The sequence below is a fragment of the Serratia sp. NPDC087055 genome (genome assembly GCF_044900985.1).
Lineage (GTDB): Bacteria > Pseudomonadota > Gammaproteobacteria > Enterobacterales > Enterobacteriaceae > Serratia.
The window spans coordinates 430,792-447,534 of the sequence record NZ_JBJDOG010000002.1; the positions used below are offsets into that span (position 1 = coordinate 430,792).

The following is a 16,743-nucleotide window of genomic DNA, read 5'->3' on the forward strand; positions in this document are numbered from 1 at the left end:
AAAACCCAGGGGTTCAGCATGCTGAACCCCTGTTTTTTGGGGCGAACTGCGGCCCTAATGAATGAATCAATCAGGAGAATGCGATGAAACACCTGAACATTGCTGTCGGCATCATTCGTAACGCCCAGCAGGAAATCTTTATTACCCGGCGAGCGGCCGATTCACACATGGCCGGTTTTTGGGAGTTTCCAGGCGGTAAGATTGAGCAGGGTGAGATGGCGGAACAGGCGCTTAAGCGTGAGCTGCTGGAGGAGACCGGCATTGAGGCCGAACGTGCAGAGCTGCTGGAAGTCCTTGAGCACCACTTTAGCGATCGTATCGTGACGTTGAATTTTTATTTGGTGGAGAGCTGGGCGGGCGAGCCGTTTGGCCGTGAAGGGCAGCCAATGCGCTGGGTGAAGCAGGCTGATTTACGGGAGGAAGACTTCCCAGAGGCCAATGTCAGTATTATTAAACTGCTGGTGGCGCAGGCTAACGCTGCGCAGTAAAGCAGCCGGCCTGGTAAATGCCAGGCCGGTAAGCACGACGATCAGCGATCGTCTGCCTCGCTCCAGTCTTCGCTTTCTGACAAATCACTGCTGCTGGGAATGCGTTTTTCTTCATCAGCCCATTCGCCCAGATCAATCAGCTGACAGCGTTTGCTGCAAAATGGGCGGAATGGGCTGACTTCACCCCATACCACCCCTTTGCCACAGGTTGGGCATTTCACTACGGTCGTCATATCAGTTCCTTACACCCTTCCAACGTATGAAAGGTTTTTATTTCATTGGGTTAACAACAGGCCAACTCAAAGGTTAATCGCTCCGGCACTGTGCCAAACTCACTGTCCAGCGGCAGAAAGCGGATCGCATAGCGCGTCTTGTGGCCAGAAATCTGTGGGTAAAGCTGGTGGGCCAGGTTGATGCGCAAGCGCAACAGATCGGCCCCTTCAGCGTTATCTTGGAAGAAGCCATTCAGGCTGATTTGATTGCGAAATGACCCGGATTGGCGAATAAGATCCAGCACCATGGTCAGTGCCTGGTTCAGCGGTTCGAGCGTTTGCAGCCACTGACTGACGTCGTCATTCCGTTCCTGCTGAGGCGCATGCATCCACATGTGCAACGTTGGTAAGTCAAAACTGCAACAACCGCCAGGGATGCTCAGACGTTGACGTATGAGACTAATCAGCCGGTCTTCACGCAGCGATTGTCCGAGGCGCGGGGCGGACATCAGGGCAGCAGCACAGTGTTTTAACTGGTTGCGCAACTGATCCACCAGCGACATATCAACGCCGGGCACATCGGACCATGCCAGCAGTTTTTGCTGCTGACGTTCCAGCTCTTTCAGTAACTCAGTGCGTACTTCGCCACGTTCCAGTACGTCCAGCAGATCGGCAATGGTACGGAAGAACGTCAAGGCGATGGCTGTTTCACTCAATGCGCGCTGGCCGTGCAACTGTTGCAGTAAAAACTCCATACGCAACCAGGTGCGCATTTTTTCATTCAACGGGTGTTCAAAAAGAACGCTTGGGGAAACATCACTCATTCAGTTTAATCCTGTCGGGTCGCTGATGCCGCCAGCTCAAGGTAACGGCGATGCAGTGCGGCAACTAATGGCTCTATCCCCTGAGCAGCGCCGCTATTATCAATTATGTCATCAGCAGCGGCCAGACGCTGTTCACGCGTGACCTGTGCGGACAGTATGTTCTGCGCCTGCTGACGGCTGATACCGTCGCGGGCAATGGTTCTGGCCAACTGAGTTTCACTGTCAACGTCGACCACCAACACGCGGTCAGCACGCGCCTGCAGGTTATTCTCCACCAGCAGTGGTACGACCCAAAGTGCATAGGGGCTAGTGACTTGCGCCAATTGGCGTTGGGTTTCCTGATGAATCAGCGGGTGCAGCAGTTGGTTTAGCCAGCGTTTTTCATCAGGGTTACTGAAGATACGCTGACGCAGTGCAGCACGGTTAAGTGTGCCGTCAGGCTGCAACATTTCATTACCAAAACGATCGGCGATGGTTGCCAGAGCCGGGGTGCCTGGCTCAACAACTTGCCGCGCAATGACGTCAGCGTCGACCACCGTCACGCCGTGGCGTACAAAGGCATCCGCTACGGTTGATTTACCGCTGCCGATACCTCCTGTCAACGCAACAATGTAGGCCATGGTAGGAAATGCACCTGGTATTCATAAAAAAATAATAGACGAATCATAAAGCGATCGCGCAGAAGTGCAAGTCAGCAGGTGGCGCTTGTCTGGTCGCTAGCGTTGTACGTTGATAAAAACTGCAGCCAGAAAGGAAAAATGAGCGGGAGCTCACATTGCGGTTTCGCAGGTAAATTTGTCGGATTGTAGCGTAAATAATCGAGAATTCGCAGTCTTGTCCGGGGATTATTAGCGCGTATGATAGCGTCACTGGAACTGGCATTAATCTATACCCGCCATTCTTCAAGTTACAGCGTTGCTGGCTGAAACTTCAACTTTATAGGGTATAGGTTCGAATACTCTCTGCGATCCGTCGCCATAAACCAGGAAATCATTAGTCATGCGTATTGAAGAAGATTTGAAGTTAGGCTTTAAAGATGTGCTGATCCGTCCTAAACGTTCTACGCTGAAAAGCCGTTCAGAGGTTGAGCTGGAACGTCAGTTTACCTTCAAACATTCTGGCTTGAACTGGTCCGGTGTGCCGATTATTGCCGCCAACATGGACTCAGTCGGCACCTTCAGCATGGCAGAGGCCCTGGCTTCCTTCGACGTTCTCACTGCCGTACACAAACACTACACCGTTGAGCAATGGGCCACTTTTGTGCAACGCGTCCCGGCCTCAGTGCTGCGCCACGTTATGGTTTCAACCGGTACCTCCGACGCCGATTTTGTGAAGATGCAGCAGATTTTGGCTCTGTCTCCGGGGCTGAAGTTTATCTGTATCGACGTGGCTAATGGTTACTCAGAGCATTTTGTCGCTTTCTTACAGAAAGCGCGTGAGGCCTGTCCAAAACATGTGATTTGTGCCGGTAACGTCGTCACTGGCGAAATGGTTGAAGAACTTATCCTGTCCGGTGCCGATATCGTTAAAGTCGGTATTGGCCCTGGCTCAGTCTGCACCACCCGAGTGAAAACGGGCGTTGGCTATCCGCAACTGTCTGCAGTGATCGAGTGCGCCGATGCGGCACATGGTCTTGGTGGCCAGATTGTCAGCGACGGTGGTTGTTCCGTGCCGGGTGATGTTGCGAAAGCCTTTGGTGGTGGCGCGGACTTTGTCATGTTAGGCGGCATGTTGGCCGGCCACGACGAGTGCGAAGGGACAGTTGTGGAAGAGAACGGTGAGAAATTCATGCTGTTCTACGGCATGAGCTCCGAGTCAGCCATGAAACGCCACGTTGGTGGCGTTGCTGAGTACCGGGCAGCAGAAGGCAAAACCGTTAAGCTGCCTTTGCGCGGTGAGGTTGAGTTTACCGTTCGTGACATCTTGGGCGGCCTGCGTTCTGCCTGTACGTATGTCGGTGCAGAACGTCTGAAAGAGCTGACCAAACGTACCACCTTCATCCGCGTAGCGGAGCAGGAAAACCGCGTTTTCGGCAGCAAGTAATCTGGCTTGCTTGCACGTAGCTAAATTGTGGGTGCAGTGTTTTGCTGCGCCCATGTTCGTCTTCAGGTTCATCCCAACACATTCCCCAACTGAAATATCGGCAGGTACATTGCGATCACCAGTGTGCCTACGATCCCACCGACCACCAGCATCAATATGGGTTCCAGCGTTTGCGCCAGGGTGTCGGCCCGCTCAAAGGTTTGCTGCTCATGCCACAGAGCAAGTTTGCCCAGCAGCGTATCTAACGATCCCGACTCTTCGCCAACCCGTACCAACTGCTGACACAGCGAAGGGAAAAGCGTTTGTTGCTTCAACGCGCTGTGGAAAGTGTGCCCTTGCGCAATCTGTTGCTGCACCTTCTCAATTGCCTGACGGTAAAACAGGTTATCTATCGACAGTGCGGCTGCGTTCAAGCCTTCAATCAGCGTTAACCCGGCTTGCTGGGTCATCGCCAGAATGCGGAATATTTGGCTTAGACAGCCGCCTTTGATCAAGGGCGCAATCAGCGGCAGGTGGAGTAGCGCTGCCTGTTCACGCCTGCGCCATCGTGGTTGCGGGTGCAGACGGTGAAAATAAGCCAGCGTCATGCAGAACAGTACGAGGGCTAGCCAGGGGCCGCTCTCGATCAACAGGGCGGAAAGATTCAGCAGTCCTTGAGTAAACCACGGCAGTGGCGCATTGAATGACTGGTAGACACCGGCAAACTCCGGCAACACCATGACCAGCATTAGCATGCTCACCAGTAGCGCTACAGCGCAGATAAACAAGGGATAACGCAGTGCCTTAACCACTTTCTTCTGCAGCTTTTGATGGGCTTCCTGCTGTTGGGCCAGCTGTAGGCAGCATTCATCCAGGTGGCCGGTGAGCTCCCCAATGGCGATCAACTGGCGGTAGATCAAAGGGAATATGGCCGTTTGTCCGGCGATGGCTTCCGAAAACGGCTGGCCTTGCTGCACCAATTCGCTGAGCTCCCGTAGCAAACAGCGCCAGGCGGCGGAAGGGTGTTCTGCTGCCAGGAGTTGTAATCCGCTAACCAGCGGTAGCCCGGCCTGCAACAAAGTGGCAAGCTGACGAGTGAATTGGATCAGGGGGTCTCCGCGCCACTGGCTGGGGGGAATGCGTTTACCACTGTCAATTTTGTAGGGCTGTAGCCCTTGTTCGATAAGCCACAGGCTGACCCTGTTCTTCTCGGGGCTCATCAATTCCCCTTGGTGCAGTTGCCCTTGGGAGTCAATCGCCTGCCAGAGGAAAAGACGTAAGTTTTTCACGGTGCCTCTCCGGTGTCGGCAATAATGATGCCGACAATGCGATACACTTCTTCAAGCGAGGTAACACCTTGAGAAACCAACGTTAACCCGGCTTGCAACAATGTTGCTTGCCCCTGCTGTCGTGCAATATCTGCTAATTGAGCAGGGGCTGCACCTTGCAATAGGCCGGTCTGCACCTCTGGTGTGATGGTCAACAATTCATAGACTCCGATACGGCCATAGTAACCGCTGAAACAGTGTTCACAGCCATCGGCTTGCCAGGGGTGCAGAGGGTCAGCCCAAATTGCAGTGGGGAAGTGCACCGCCCCGCTTTGTTGATAACGGCAGTGACGGCAAAGTTTGCGCACCAGTCGTTGGGCAATCACCAATTTCAGGCAGGCGGCAATCAAATAACCGGGAATGCCCATATGGGTCAGGCGCGTTAGCGTTTCGCTGGTGGAATTGGTGTGCAATGTGGAAAGCACCAGATGACCGGTTTGCGCGGCTTTAACCGCGATTTCTGCCGTTTCTCGATCGCGGATTTCACCGATCATGATGATATCCGGATCTTGCCGCAGTAAGGCGCGTAAAACGCGAGAGAAATCCAGATCGGTTTTGGCGTTAATCTGCGTTTGGTTGACGCCAAACAGCGGGATCTCAATGGGGTCCTCGACACTGCATAAATTGCTCTGCGCGTCATTTAACTGGCGGAGGCCGCTATAGAGGGTAACGGTTTTACCGCTACCCGTCGGGCCGGTGACCAGGATCAGGCCCTGAGGACAGGACAGCGCTGCGGCAAACTGTGCCAGCGCAGTCTGGTCCATACCCAACTGCTCCAACGGTAGCTCCTGACGCTCAGTGTGCAGGATCCGCAGCACCACTTTTTCACCGTGCAGCGTGGGTAAGGTGGCGATGCGCATTGAGTATGTCGCGTTATCCAACTGTACGCTGAGCTGACCATCTTGCGGCAGGCGTCGTTCGGCAATGTCCAGTTGCCCCATGATCTTCAGCCGGGCGGTAAGGCGTGCGGCCAGTGCAAAAGGTGGTGACGCTATGGCTTGTAGTACGCCGTCGATGCGCAGCCGGATACGCAGCGTCTGCTGGTAAGGTTCAACATGAATATCCGAAGCGCGCCGTTGAATGGCGATGCGCAAGGTCTGATTAATGAACTGTACGACGGGGGCGTCACTGTCATCATTTAATGAGGGGGTCTCTGGTTCAGGTTCCTGAAGGGCTTGTTGGAAGTGGTCGCCCTGTATTTGACGGTGATTTAGCTCCAGCTCTAACCGGGCTGATGGCCACTGTTCCAGATGAATGCGTTTACCGGTGGCGAAACGCAGGGCCGTTAGCAATGCTGGAGGCGCTTCTTCAGCCAGGGCAACGTTCAGGCAGTACTCGTCTTCACTGAGTGCCAACGCCTGATAGCGTCGGCACAGTGCATGGATTTCATCGCTGATCGTCACACTCATGGTGTTGGCGTCGTGTTGGTTGTATCAAAACGGAAGACCTCTTGGCAGGTCTCTTGCAAGTTGGTGTTGTCACTGCTGCACTGACGGGTCCAGCGGGTCAGACCGCGGGTATTTTGAGTTGGGGTGAGCGTCACCGTCAGCCCCTGAAGCGTTTGTGTGCCGGTCAGCGAAATAACACCTTGGCTGACCTGAACTGCGCTGACATAACGTGATGTCCCGCCTGTAGGGATGCCTTGACTGCCGGCGTTGCACGCAGCGGGTACGCCATTGTCGAGTACACATAACTCAACGGCCATTTTATATGGGGTCATGGTTTGCAGCATGTCGGTCATCGCTGCTTTTTGGATATACCGCTGATAGGCGGGAATGCCGATGGCGCTGAGGATCGCAATAATGGCGATCACCACCATCAATTCGATCAAGGTAAAACCGCGCTGTGTTTCCATCTGTTGTTGCCTCCTAATGAATGTGGAGGGCAGGGTAAACGCTTGGGATAGAGGCTTCGAGGGGCTTAGCGGCGTTTTGCGGTGTGCTTCCAGCGTAATGCATTGTGTTTGCAGCTGGGGTTACAACATTGGGGGGGATGTCGCAATGTTGATGGGGAATACCTCCCCGCCGCAGCGGGAAGGCGGGGCATTATTTGAAGCGCATCGACAGATCGAGGGCGGTCACGTGCTTGGTCAGGGCACCAACGGAAATGTAGTCCACGCCGGTTTCGGCGAAGGTGCGCAGGGTGTCACTGGTGACATTACCTGAAACCTCCAGTTGAGCACGGCCCTGAGTTTGCGCCACAGCGGTGCGCATCATCTCAACGCTGAAGTTATCCAGCATGACGATGTCGGCGCCGGCATCCAGCGCCTGTTGTAATTCATCCAGCGACTCCACTTCGACTTCGACGGGCACGTCGGCATGCAGCCAGAACGCTTTCTCGACCGCCTTTTTAATCGAACCGGAGGCAATGATGTGGTTTTCTTTGATCAGGAAGGCGTCGGATAGCCCCAGCCGGTGGTTGCTGCCACCGCCGCACAACACCGCATATTTCAGCGCGGTGCGTAGCCCAGGCAAAGTCTTACGGGTGTCCAGCAGGCGAGTTTGCGTGCCTTGTAACAGTGCCACATAGCGGCTGACTTCGGTCGCTACGCCAGAAAGCGTCTGTACAAAGTTCAGTGCGGTACGTTCACCCGTCAGTAGCACTCGTGCCGGGCCGGTCAGTTTGCAGAGCAGTTGATCGGGCACCAGGCTATCGCCGTCTGCCACCAGCCATTCCACCTTCACCTGGTTACCCAATTGGATGAAGACTTCGTTCAACCAGCGTTGGCCGCAAAATATGCCGGGTTCACGGGTGATGATGGTCGCTTCGGCTTGGGTGTCGGCCGGTAACAATTGCGCGGTAATATCGCGTTCGGCATCGACTTCGCCCCCCAGGTCTTCACGCAGGGCCTGGGCAACGGCATAGGGGATATCGCTTTCAATTCGTTCAAGAAGCTCGGTGCGGCGACTGTCGGCACTGTAGCGGCGTGTCGGCATAGAAAACTCCGAAATGGACGGTAAGTTCGTAGAGGGAACATGCTACTCTGTTGCCGTGACAAGTACCACAGCAGCACGTTGGTTGCGCTGCTAATCATACATTATCCGATGCCTGCACCGCACATCGCCATGCACAGCAGGATCGTCCCAGCCCTGTGTTTGACGGGGAGTTATATCTGGCATCTCTGGAACAACCCGGCAAGCCCGATGACGCTATGCTTGGAATAATGGAAAAGGAGAGGAGTCGCTAATGACGCTGTTTACGCTGTTACTGGTTCTGGCGTGGGAACGTTTGTTCAAGCTAGGGGAGCATTGGCAGTTGGATCACCGCCTGGAGGTGGTGTTTCATCGGTTACATCGATTTTCACTAGCACAGACGTTACTGATGACTCTTGCCTGGATGGTTGTGGTAGGGGGGATTCTGTGGCTGGCTCAGGGGCTGTTTTTCGGCGTAGTGACGCTGTTGCTGTGGATCATTATTGATTTGCTGTGTGTGGGCGCGGGCATTAAGCGCAAACACTATCGTGCCTATCTGAAGGCGGCACGTCAGGGAGATGTACATGCCAGTGATCAGATGGCGGAAGAACTGGCGCTAATTCACGGCTTGCCAGTGGATTGCAGCGAAGAGCTGCGCTTGCGTGAACTGCAGAACGCGTTGCTGTGGATTAACTTCCGTTATTATTTGGCGCCGCTGTTCTGGTTTGTCGTCTGTGGGCCCTACGGACCGATTGCCTTGGCGGGCTATTCTTTCCTGCGTGCCTATCAAACCTGGTTGGCGCGTCATAATACCCCGTTGGAACGTTCACAGTCGGGCATCGATCATCTGCTGCACTGGTTAGACTGGATCCCGGTACGCCTGGCCGGCGTGGCCTATGCATTGATCGGGCATGGTGAGAAAGCGCTGCCGGCATGGGTGGCATCGTTGGGGGATCGCCATTCTTCGCAGTATCAGGTGTTGACGCGATTGGCGCAGTTCTCATTAGCGCGGGAACCCCATATGGATCCAGTGCAGACCCCACGGGCAGCGGTAACGTTGGCGCGTAAGGTAACAATGATCATTGTGGTGGTGGTGGCGCTATTGACGATTTACGGCACCCTGCTCTAAGACGGTATGTGGCTTAACCACCAGAAATAAAAAACGGGCGCTTAGCGCCCGTTTTTGTTGGATTGCCGAAGCTTACAGTTTGGCGAAGCTGCGGCGTGCAGCGTCGATGGTGCGTTGGATATCTTCTTTGCTATGCGCAACAGACATAAAGCCCGCTTCAAAAGCGGAAGGCGCCAGATAAACGCCTTCATCCAGCATCAGATGGAAGAAGCGCTTGAAGCGCTCTACATCGCACTGCATCACATCCTGATAGCAGGTGACTGACGGAGCATCGGTAAAGAACACGCCGAACATGCCACCAACGTGGTTTACCACCAACGGGATGTTTTCTTCTTTTGCCGCATGCAGCAGGCCATCCGCCAGCATATCTGTGAGTTCGGTCAGTGTCTGGTGGATACCCACCTGCGAAACTTCGGTAAGGCAGGCGTAGCCCGCGGCCATTGCAATCGGGTTACCGGACAGTGTACCTGCCTGATAAACCGGGCCGGTGGGCGCCAGTGCGGCCATCACGTCACGACGGCCGCCGAACGCGCCAACGGGCATGCCGCCACCGATGATTTTGCCCAGGCAAGTAAGGTCGGGTTCTACATCGTAATAGGACTGCGCCCCTGCCAGCGCTACGCGGAAGCCGGTCATGACTTCGTCGATAATCAGCAGGGCACCGTACTTGTCACACAGTGCGCGCAGACCTGGCAGGAATTCAGGCAACGGTGGTACACAGTTCATGTTGCCTGCGACTGGCTCAACGATGATACAGGCGATCTCTGAAGGGTACTGCTCAAATGCGGTACGTACCGAATCCAGATCGTTAAAGGTGCAGGTCAGGGTGTGTTTGGCGAAGTCGGCCGGTACGCCCGGTGAGTTCGGTTGGCCCAGCGTCAGTGCGCCGGAGCCGGCTTTTACCAGCAGGCAGTCTGCGTGACCGTGGTAGCAGCCTTCAAATTTGATGATTTTATCGCGATTGGTATAGCCACGCGCCAAGCGGATTGCGCTCATGGTGGCTTCGGTGCCTGAGTTCACCATTCGCACCATGTCCATGGTGGGCACCAGCTCAGTGACCAACTCGGCCATTTTGACTTCCATCTCGGTAGGCGCGCCAAAGCTCAGGCCACGCTGTGCCGCTTCGATCACTGCGTTGCGGATCGCCGGGTGGTTATGCCCCAGTACCATCGGGCCCCAGGAACCGACGTAGTCGATATAGGCTTTGCCGTCGACGTCAAACAGGTAAGCCCCGTCTGCACGCTCGATAAACAGTGGCACACCACCAACGCCGCTGAATGCACGCACCGGAGAGTTAACCCCGCCTGGGATTACCTGTTGTGCCTGCGCATACAGATTTTCGGACTTGTTGTGTAAGCTCATAAATCGGCTCCTGGATTCTCTTTGAATGATTTGACCGCGCTATTCTAGTGAAGTGTTCGCTGATATGAAACGATCACAGTCAGATACCTATTTAGGGGGGCGGTTGGTCAGTGGGTGCGCTAGAATATTCGACTTGCCTATTTGTATTACATTTAACTCCACTAATGAATAGCCCATTATGACTGAATTACAGCAACAATCACCGCTCGCACGGGCTCCAAGACTCAAACGGAGTGACATGGTGCGCCAGTTTATGCGTCGTGATAAAACGCCCGTGGCTGTCTTGTTCATGGCCGCGGTGGTGGGGACTCTGGCCGGTTTGCTTGGCGTGGCATTTGATAAAGCGGTGGATTGGGTGCAGCAGCAGCGCCTTTCTGCGTTGGCACAGGTCGCTGATTACTGGATTCTGGTGTGGCCGTTGGCTTTTGTTCTTTCTGCCGGGCTGGCCGTGCTGGGCTATTATTTGGTCCGCCGTTTTGCCCCTGAAGCCGGGGGATCGGGTATTCCGGAAATTGAAGGCGCATTGGAAGAACTGCGCCCAGTACGCTGGTGGCGAGTGATTCCGGTGAAGTTTATTGGCGGCATGGGTACGCTTGGGGCGGGCATGGTGCTAGGTCGTGAAGGGCCGACTGTGCAGATGGGGGGCAACGTTGGGCGCATGGTGCTGGATATTTTCCGTATGCGCGGCGCAGAGGCGCGTCATTCGCTGCTTGCTACCGGTGCGGCTGCCGGCCTCTCGGCCGCCTTCAATGCGCCGCTGGCCGGCATTCTGTTCATCATTGAAGAGATGCGCCCGCAGTTCCGCTATAACCTGATCTCAATTAAAGCGGTGTTTATCGGCGTTATTATGTCGAGCGTGGTGTTTCAGTTGTTCAATGGCGAAGGATCGGTGATTGCGGTGGGCAAGCTTTCCTCCGCACCGATTAATACCCTTTGGTTATACCTGGTGCTGGGGGCCATATTCGGCGCGGTTGGCGTGATGTTCAACGCGCTAATTTTCCGCACTCAGGACATGTTTGCTCGTCTGCACGGCGGCAAGATGCGCAAGATTTTGCTGATGGGGGGATTGCTCGGCGGCATTTGCGGCATCCTGGGGTTGATCCAACCGGAGGCCGCAGGTGGAGGCTTTGGCCTGATCCCGATCGCTGCGGCAGGTAACTACAGCGTCGGTATGCTGATGTTTATTTTCATTACCCGGGTCATCACCACGTTACTGTGCTTCGGTTCCGGTGCCCCGGGGGGGATTTTTGCACCGATGCTGGCGTTGGGCACGCTGTTTGGTACGGCTTTTGGCTTGGCCGGTGCTCATTTGTTCCCGCAGTATGGCATCGAGGCTGGCACATTCGCCATTGCCGGCATGGGAGCCTTGTTCGCTGCGACAGTGCGCGCGCCCCTGACCGGTATCGTCTTGGTGTTGGAAATGACCGATAACTATCAGCTCATACTGCCCATGATTATTACCTGCCTTGGTGCTACGCTGGTGGCTCAGTTCCTTGGGGGCAAGCCGTTGTATTCCTCGATATTGGCCCGTACGCTACAGCGTCAGGAAGCGCAGCAGGCCAGTGAAGCGGCAGATAAAACAGGTAAAGAAAATACAACAAATGCGGTGAATACTTGAACGCAACACTCAGGTATTGGATAATCATTAACATTAATCCGGCCGCCATTGTAGCGACCTGATGCAGAACAATGTTGGGAGTAAAGAGTATGAGTGATGAAACAGCACTGCCCCTGCAATTTACCGAGGCAGCAGCAAGTAAGGTTAAAGTCCTGATTGCTGACGAAGAAAACCCGAATCTGAAGTTACGGGTTTACATTACCGGTGGCGGTTGCAGCGGATTCCAGTACGGCTTCACTTTTGACGATAAGGTCAATGACGGTGATATGACCATCGAGAAACAGGGTGTTGCTCTGGTTGTTGATCCGATGAGCCTGCAATATCTGGTCGGTGGCTCGGTTGATTATACCGAAGGGCTGGAAGGCTCGCGCTTCGTGGTGACTAACCCGAACGCCAAAACTACCTGCGGCTGCGGATCCTCGTTCAGCGTGTGATCCCACCAGCCAGCGTATAAACCCGCCAACCCCATCGGTTTGCGGGTTTTTTTATGGTTACCATTCCACCGTGATCAGTTCTCGGTAAGCATCATTTTCGCCCTCTGTGGCTAACGGACTGCGGGTGACTTTAGGCTGGGCACTGGCCGTATTACCGCATGTTACCTGTGGCGTTGAACCCCCTGTATCCACGCTACAGATTGGGGCGATGGTCAGGCTGACACCAATTTGCCCGCTCATATTGCCGGCGTAAACGAAAGAGCTGCACAGCAGCACGCTGAATAAAAAGAGAATATTCTTCATAGTTTGGGGAATAGCCATCCGTAAGCAATCACATAATGGCTTATCGGCAAAAAGTTAATAAGTTTTAACAAGGCTGGGGAATAATTAACTTGGGGTTAAAAAGTTTATTACATTGATTTCCAGCGGTTTTTAAGGCGTTGATAATAACATTTGGCTACTAATTGGTCTAATATTCCGACTTATGGCGTATCGATGTCATAAGATTCCGCCCGATACGGGCGGGATTTGGTTATCGTTCAAGGATGAAGGCAGGGAGTTTGAGGTGCCAGCGGATAGCCGCGAGCCGGATAGCCAGCGTAATGCCCATACCGAGCATCATCGCCTGTTGTAAGGGCATGCCGAAGGTCGCGTAGGCGGTCGCATGGACAATGCCACCGATAATACAGGCGGTGGCGTAAATTTCGGTTCGCAGAATCATCGGGATTTCCCGTGCCAGCACGTCACGGATAATGCCGCCGCCAACCCCGGTAATGACACCCATACAGATTGCCACCAATGGACTGGCATCGGCGGCAAAGGCTTTATTTACACCAATGCCGACAAAAACCGCCAGTCCAACGGCGTCCAACACCGGCAGGATCCATTTTGGTAAGCGGCGTGGCTGACGTACCAGCAGGAGTGTCAGCACGCAGGTGATCATTGCTACCACCAGATCGGTTGGATCTTTAACCCAAAAGACCGGGCCGTTGGCCAACGCCATATCGCGGATGGTGCCGCCACCGACCGCGGTGACGACGCCCAGGACGAGCACGCCGAACGGATCCATACGCAACTTGCCCGCCAGTAATACGCCTGAAATGGCGAAAACCGCAGTGCCGAGAATATCCAGCCAGAACACCAGCATTAATGAAGCTCCGCCAATTGATGACACAATTGCTGTGCTGCCAGCATGATGCGCGGCCCGGGACGGTTGAACCAATCCCCATTCAGCGCAATCACCGGCACCTGCAATTGTGGTGTCCAAAAGGCTTTCACGCTGGCGATCTCTTTTTGGTCGCCCGCGATAACGATCGCTTGTGGCTGGCGAGCCAGCACCTGTTCCCGGCTGATTTGCGGCCACGGCATACGGCTGTCTGCAAAGATGTTCTCCGCGCCGCACAGCGACAATACCTGACTTTGTAGCGTGGCACCGGAACTGGTGAACAGCGGTTGGGTGCCAAATTGCAGCAGGACCCGCCGTGACTGATTGTGCGGGTATTTTGCTTTCAGATCGGCAATTTGTTTACGGATAGCCTCTGCGGCCTGATGCGCTTGCTCAGGGTGCGGGCTATATTGCGCCAGTTTGTCCAGAGATTGGGCTATATCATCAATCGTGGTGGCATCTGCATAAAAGATCGGGATACCGAAGGCGGCGAGCTGATCCAGTACTCGCTGTGGATTGCCGCCGCGCCATGCCAGGATCAGATCCGGCTTCAGTGCCAGCACCCGCTCCAGGTTGATCCCTTGCCACGACGCAACTTGTTCCAGCTTCTGGGCGGCGGGCGGGTAGTCGGAATAAGCGCTTACCGCCAGCAAGGTATCCCCCATGCCAGCGGCATAGGCCAGTTCGGTTGTGTTGGGTGCCAGGCTGATCACCCGTTGGGCGGCGCCGGCAGGCAGCGCCATCCATAATGCCAGCAGCCACAGCAGGACTGAAAAGCGTTGCGTCACATCAACCGCGCTTAGCCAAGGTTTGCAGCATGGTGTTAACCATCAGTGTAGATTGCTTGGCGGCGACGGAAAGAAACTCGTCAAAGCTCATGTGCGACTCACTGTCAGCAACGTCAGAGATCGCGCGCACGACCACAAACGGCGTACCGAACAAGTGGCAAACATGGCCGACGGCAGCGGCTTCCATTTCCACAGCAGCAACGTTCGGAAACGTGGCGCGAATGCGTGCCAACGGCTCAGCGCCGTTGATGAAGGCGTCGCCGCTGCAAATCAGGCCGCGTACCGCGTTCAAATTCAGTTGTTTGATGCAGCTTTCCGCCAGCGCAATCAGCGCGTCGTTTGCCACGAAGGCTGCAGGGCAACCGGCCATTTGGCCCGGTTCGTAACCGAAGGCAGTCACGTCGGCGTCGTGATAACGTACTTCTTCGGATACCACGATATCGCCGACCTTGAGCGTGCTCGCCAGGCCACCGGCAGAACCGGTATTAATCACCACGTCCGGTTTGCAGTGTTCCAGCAGTAGAGTGGTACCCATCGCTGCAGAGACTTTGCCGATACCTGACTTGAGCAGGGCCACGTCAACGCCGCCGATCTGGCCGGTATAGATTTCACAACCCGCGCGTTGAATGGTCTGACGGTTTTCAATTTGATCGCGCAGCAGGGTGACTTCCTGCTCCATTGCGCCGATGATGCCTACTTTCATAAATAAGACTCGCTGATTGGGTGTGGGAATTGCGCCATAGTCTATCATGGCTCTCATAGAGAGATAATCCGTTGCATATGCCGCCGGGAATTGTTATCACGGAGGCAGGGCGCAACGGCGGAGAAACAGATGTCCGGGATCGACTTTAAGCAAAAAATCAGCTTCCAGCGGCCATTCAGCAAGCCAATTGAAGCCGAAGAAGAATACGACATTGTGCGGCAGTTCGAGAGCGATCGCGGGCGCATTGTCAATTCAGCCGCCATTCGTCGCCTGCAGCAAAAAACCCAGGTGTTTCCCCTCGAGCGTAATGCAGCGGTACGCAGCCGCCTGACCCATTCGATGGAGGTGCAACAAGTGGGGCGGCATATCGCTAAAGAAATACTCAATCGCTTCAAGCAGGATGGGCGGATAGACGCTCTTGGTCTGACCAAACTGCTCGACCCCTTTGAAAGTATTGTTGAAATGGCCTGTCTGATGCATGACATCGGCAACCCGCCCTTCGGTCATTTTGGCGAGTCGGCGATCAATGACTGGTTTTCGCAGCGGCTTGATCCCGCCAGCTGCGGCAGCGAGCCTGCCAGTCACGATCGCTGCCAAGTCAGCGTATTACGTTTGCATGAGGGCGAGAGCGATCTTAACCGCCTGCGTAGCCGCATACGCCACGATCTTAGCCATTTCGAAGGCAATGCCCAAGCGATCCGGCTGGTGTATACCCTGTTGAAGCTAAATCTGACGTATGCGCAGGTGGGGTGTATCCTGAAATACACTCGTCCAGCCTATTGGGCCGCCGACATTCCTGCCAGTCACGACTACCTGATGAAAAAGCCGGGTTTTTATCTGGCAGAGGAAGCATTTGTCGATAGGCTGCGGCGTGAGCTAAATATGGGGGAGTTCGACCGTTTTCCATTGACTTATATTATGGAAGCCGCAGACGATATTTCTTATTGTATCGCTGACCTGGAAGACGCAGTGGAAAAAAACATTTTCACTGTCGAACAGCTTTACCAGCATTTAACTCAGGAATGGGGTGAAATTTCGCCAGGCGATCTGTTTGATAAAACGGTGGCCAGTGCTTTTCGCAAGAGCGATCGCGGTGGCACACGGCGCAGTGCCGAAGATCAATTCTTCATGTATCTGCGCGTGTTCACCGTGGCACGTTTAGTCCCGCATGCAGCGCAGCGCTTTATTGATAACCTGGACGCGGTGTATCAAGGCAACTTTAATCAGGCCTTGCTGGAAGACTCGAGCCCAGCGTATCAACTGCTGAAAATATTCAAGAATGTTGCGTTTAAACATGTCTTTAACCACCCGGAAGTTGAGCAATTAGAGCTGCAGGGTTACCGTGTAATCAGCGGGTTACTGGATATCTATAGCCCATTACTGGCCATGCCATTGGCAGATTTTACACGTCTGGTACAGGAAGACAGCCACCGTGCTTACCCAATTGAAACGCGCCTGTTTCATAAACTTTCTACCAAACATCGGCTGGCCTATGTGGAAGCGGTTGAAGGATTGCAGCATCTGTCGTCCGAGCAATTGGCGATCCGTGAATATTATTTCCGCGCCCGTTTGCTGCAGGATTATATCAGTGGTATGACCGATCTTTATGCTTATGATGAATACCGCCGATTGATGGCTGCGGAATAATTCCTTGAGCTAATAAATGTTATTTTAAGCATTTTCGTTAGCCGTTCGGCGCCTATTTCTAGTTTTGTAAAGACGGACAATATTTGTTTACTATTACCAATAATCTGCGCC

Annotated in this window: 18 protein-coding genes; 6 read left to right on the forward strand and 12 right to left on the reverse strand. The window is 54.3% G+C overall.

Annotated elements, in window-relative coordinates; translation table 11 throughout:
• Nucleotides 1-83: 83 nt before the first annotated feature.
• Nucleotides 84-488: an 8-oxo-dGTP diphosphatase MutT gene (mutT, locus tag ACI2J2_RS15745; protein WP_404760408.1), complete on the forward strand. Its 405-nt coding sequence runs from the start codon at nt 84-86 to the stop codon at nt 486-488.
• A 41-nt stretch (nt 489-529) separates the two neighbouring features.
• On the opposite strand, the gene yacG is transcribed toward mutT, so the two are convergent.
• The 3 genes from yacG to coaE are packed head-to-tail and all read right to left on the reverse strand — an operon-like array spanning nt 530 to nt 2,144.
• Nucleotides 530-721 (reverse strand): DNA gyrase inhibitor YacG, encoded by a 192-nt coding sequence (yacG, locus tag ACI2J2_RS15750; RefSeq protein WP_037426075.1) that lies wholly within the window; start codon nt 719-721, stop codon nt 530-532.
• A 50-nt stretch (nt 722-771) separates the two neighbouring features.
• Complete coding sequence (gene zapD, locus ACI2J2_RS15755) at nt 772-1,524, reverse strand: cell division protein ZapD (protein WP_404760409.1); 753 nt, start codon at nt 1,522-1,524, stop codon at nt 772-774.
• A 5-nt stretch (nt 1,525-1,529) separates the two neighbouring features.
• The gene (gene coaE, locus ACI2J2_RS15760; protein WP_404760410.1) at nt 1,530-2,144 is read right to left on the reverse strand and encodes a dephospho-CoA kinase; all 615 of its coding nucleotides are present in this window, start codon (nt 2,142-2,144) and stop codon (nt 1,530-1,532) included.
• Nucleotides 2,145-2,523: 379 nt separating this feature from the next.
• On the opposite strand from coaE, the gene ACI2J2_RS15765 reads away from it, so the two are divergent.
• Nucleotides 2,524-3,567, forward strand: coding sequence for a GMP reductase (locus ACI2J2_RS15765; RefSeq protein ID WP_404760411.1), 1,044 nt, complete (start codon nt 2,524-2,526; stop codon nt 3,565-3,567).
• Nucleotides 3,568-3,635: 68 nt separating this feature from the next.
• On the opposite strand, the gene hofC is transcribed toward ACI2J2_RS15765, so the two are convergent.
• The 4 genes from hofC to nadC form a co-directional block, all read right to left on the reverse strand.
• A complete protein-coding gene (gene hofC, locus ACI2J2_RS15770; protein WP_404760412.1) occupies nt 3,636-4,835 on the reverse strand; it encodes a protein transport protein HofC in 1,200 nt (399 codons plus the stop codon).
• A complete protein-coding gene (gspE, locus tag ACI2J2_RS15775; protein ID WP_404760413.1) occupies nt 4,832-6,283 on the reverse strand; it encodes a type II secretion system protein GspE in 1,452 nt (483 codons plus the stop codon). Before gspE ends, hofC begins: the two co-directional genes overlap by 4 nt.
• Nucleotides 6,280-6,729 (reverse strand): prepilin peptidase-dependent pilin, encoded by a 450-nt coding sequence (ppdD, locus tag ACI2J2_RS15780; RefSeq protein WP_404760414.1) that lies wholly within the window; start codon nt 6,727-6,729, stop codon nt 6,280-6,282. The genes gspE and ppdD overlap by 4 nt, the downstream gene beginning before the upstream one ends.
• A gap of 190 nt (nt 6,730-6,919) precedes the next feature.
• Complete coding sequence (nadC, locus tag ACI2J2_RS15785; RefSeq protein ID WP_265555780.1) at nt 6,920-7,810, reverse strand: carboxylating nicotinate-nucleotide diphosphorylase; 891 nt, start codon at nt 7,808-7,810, stop codon at nt 6,920-6,922.
• A 250-nt stretch (nt 7,811-8,060) separates the two neighbouring features.
• On the opposite strand from nadC, the gene ampE reads away from it, so the two are divergent.
• Nucleotides 8,061-8,915: a beta-lactamase regulator AmpE gene (gene ampE, locus ACI2J2_RS15790; RefSeq protein ID WP_209635105.1), complete on the forward strand. Its 855-nt coding sequence runs from the start codon at nt 8,061-8,063 to the stop codon at nt 8,913-8,915.
• A gap of 72 nt (nt 8,916-8,987) precedes the next feature.
• Here the strand turns inward: ampE and hemL are convergent, their stop codons facing one another.
• Nucleotides 8,988-10,277, reverse strand: a complete 1,290-nt coding sequence (gene hemL / locus ACI2J2_RS15795) for a glutamate-1-semialdehyde 2,1-aminomutase (protein ID WP_404760415.1) — start codon at nt 10,275-10,277, stop codon at nt 8,988-8,990.
• A 178-nt stretch (nt 10,278-10,455) separates the two neighbouring features.
• Here hemL and clcA point away from each other — a divergent pair, with 178 nt between their 5' ends.
• A complete protein-coding gene (gene clcA, locus ACI2J2_RS15800; RefSeq protein WP_209635110.1) occupies nt 10,456-11,895 on the forward strand; it encodes a H(+)/Cl(-) exchange transporter ClcA in 1,440 nt (479 codons plus the stop codon).
• A gap of 89 nt (nt 11,896-11,984) precedes the next feature.
• Complete coding sequence (gene erpA, locus ACI2J2_RS15805) at nt 11,985-12,329, forward strand: iron-sulfur cluster insertion protein ErpA (RefSeq protein ID WP_004950184.1); 345 nt, start codon at nt 11,985-11,987, stop codon at nt 12,327-12,329.
• Between the two features lie 57 nt (nt 12,330-12,386).
• Here the strand turns inward: erpA and ACI2J2_RS15810 are convergent, their stop codons facing one another.
• From ACI2J2_RS15810 to mtnN, 4 genes are all read right to left on the reverse strand, one after another.
• Complete coding sequence (locus ACI2J2_RS15810) at nt 12,387-12,632, reverse strand: hypothetical protein (protein ID WP_265555778.1); 246 nt, start codon at nt 12,630-12,632, stop codon at nt 12,387-12,389.
• Between the two features lie 229 nt (nt 12,633-12,861).
• Nucleotides 12,862-13,476: a TRIC cation channel family protein gene (locus tag ACI2J2_RS15815; RefSeq protein ID WP_012005233.1), complete on the reverse strand. Its 615-nt coding sequence runs from the start codon at nt 13,474-13,476 to the stop codon at nt 12,862-12,864.
• Complete coding sequence (btuF, locus tag ACI2J2_RS15820; protein WP_404760416.1) at nt 13,476-14,282, reverse strand: vitamin B12 ABC transporter substrate-binding protein BtuF; 807 nt, start codon at nt 14,280-14,282, stop codon at nt 13,476-13,478. The genes ACI2J2_RS15815 and btuF overlap by 1 nt, the downstream gene beginning before the upstream one ends.
• A gap of 1 nt (nt 14,283) precedes the next feature.
• A complete protein-coding gene (gene mtnN / locus ACI2J2_RS15825; RefSeq protein WP_209635137.1) occupies nt 14,284-14,985 on the reverse strand; it encodes a 5'-methylthioadenosine/S-adenosylhomocysteine nucleosidase in 702 nt (233 codons plus the stop codon).
• 129 nt (nt 14,986-15,114) lie between these two features.
• On the opposite strand from mtnN, the gene dgt reads away from it, so the two are divergent.
• The gene (dgt, locus tag ACI2J2_RS15830) at nt 15,115-16,632 is read left to right on the forward strand and encodes a dGTPase (RefSeq protein WP_404760417.1); all 1,518 of its coding nucleotides are present in this window, start codon (nt 15,115-15,117) and stop codon (nt 16,630-16,632) included.
• The last annotated feature ends 111 nt before the right edge of the window (nt 16,633-16,743 follow it).

What these genes read in the sequence shown, in the direction of transcription:
- erpA (WP_004950184.1), top strand. Translation starts at nt 11,985, where the DNA reads ATGAGTGATGAAACAGCACTGCCCCTGCAATTTACCGAGGCAGCAGCA.
- coaE (WP_404760410.1), bottom strand. Translation starts at nt 2,144, where the DNA reads ATGGCCTACATTGTTGCGTTGACAGGAGGTATCGGCAGCGGTAAATCA.
- mutT (WP_404760408.1), top strand. Translation starts at nt 84, where the DNA reads ATGAAACACCTGAACATTGCTGTCGGCATCATTCGTAACGCCCAGCAG.
- hemL (WP_404760415.1), bottom strand. Translation starts at nt 10,277, where the DNA reads ATGAGCTTACACAACAAGTCCGAAAATCTGTATGCGCAGGCACAACAG.
- ACI2J2_RS15810 (WP_265555778.1), bottom strand. Translation starts at nt 12,632, where the DNA reads ATGAAGAATATTCTCTTTTTATTCAGCGTGCTGCTGTGCAGCTCTTTC.
- ACI2J2_RS15765 (WP_404760411.1), top strand. Translation starts at nt 2,524, where the DNA reads ATGCGTATTGAAGAAGATTTGAAGTTAGGCTTTAAAGATGTGCTGATC.
- yacG (WP_037426075.1), bottom strand. Translation starts at nt 721, where the DNA reads ATGACGACCGTAGTGAAATGCCCAACCTGTGGCAAAGGGGTGGTATGG.
- zapD (WP_404760409.1), bottom strand. Translation starts at nt 1,524, where the DNA reads ATGAGTGATGTTTCCCCAAGCGTTCTTTTTGAACACCCGTTGAATGAA.
- ppdD (WP_404760414.1), bottom strand. Translation starts at nt 6,729, where the DNA reads ATGGAAACACAGCGCGGTTTTACCTTGATCGAATTGATGGTGGTGATC.
- ampE (WP_209635105.1), top strand. Translation starts at nt 8,061, where the DNA reads ATGACGCTGTTTACGCTGTTACTGGTTCTGGCGTGGGAACGTTTGTTC.
- clcA (WP_209635110.1), top strand. Translation starts at nt 10,456, where the DNA reads ATGACTGAATTACAGCAACAATCACCGCTCGCACGGGCTCCAAGACTC.
- dgt (WP_404760417.1), top strand. Translation starts at nt 15,115, where the DNA reads ATGTCCGGGATCGACTTTAAGCAAAAAATCAGCTTCCAGCGGCCATTC.
- gspE (WP_404760413.1), bottom strand. Translation starts at nt 6,283, where the DNA reads ATGAGTGTGACGATCAGCGATGAAATCCATGCACTGTGCCGACGCTAT.
- ACI2J2_RS15815 (WP_012005233.1), bottom strand. Translation starts at nt 13,476, where the DNA reads ATGCTGGTGTTCTGGCTGGATATTCTCGGCACTGCGGTTTTCGCCATT.
- mtnN (WP_209635137.1), bottom strand. Translation starts at nt 14,985, where the DNA reads ATGAAAGTAGGCATCATCGGCGCAATGGAGCAGGAAGTCACCCTGCTG.
- nadC (WP_265555780.1), bottom strand. Translation starts at nt 7,810, where the DNA reads ATGCCGACACGCCGCTACAGTGCCGACAGTCGCCGCACCGAGCTTCTT.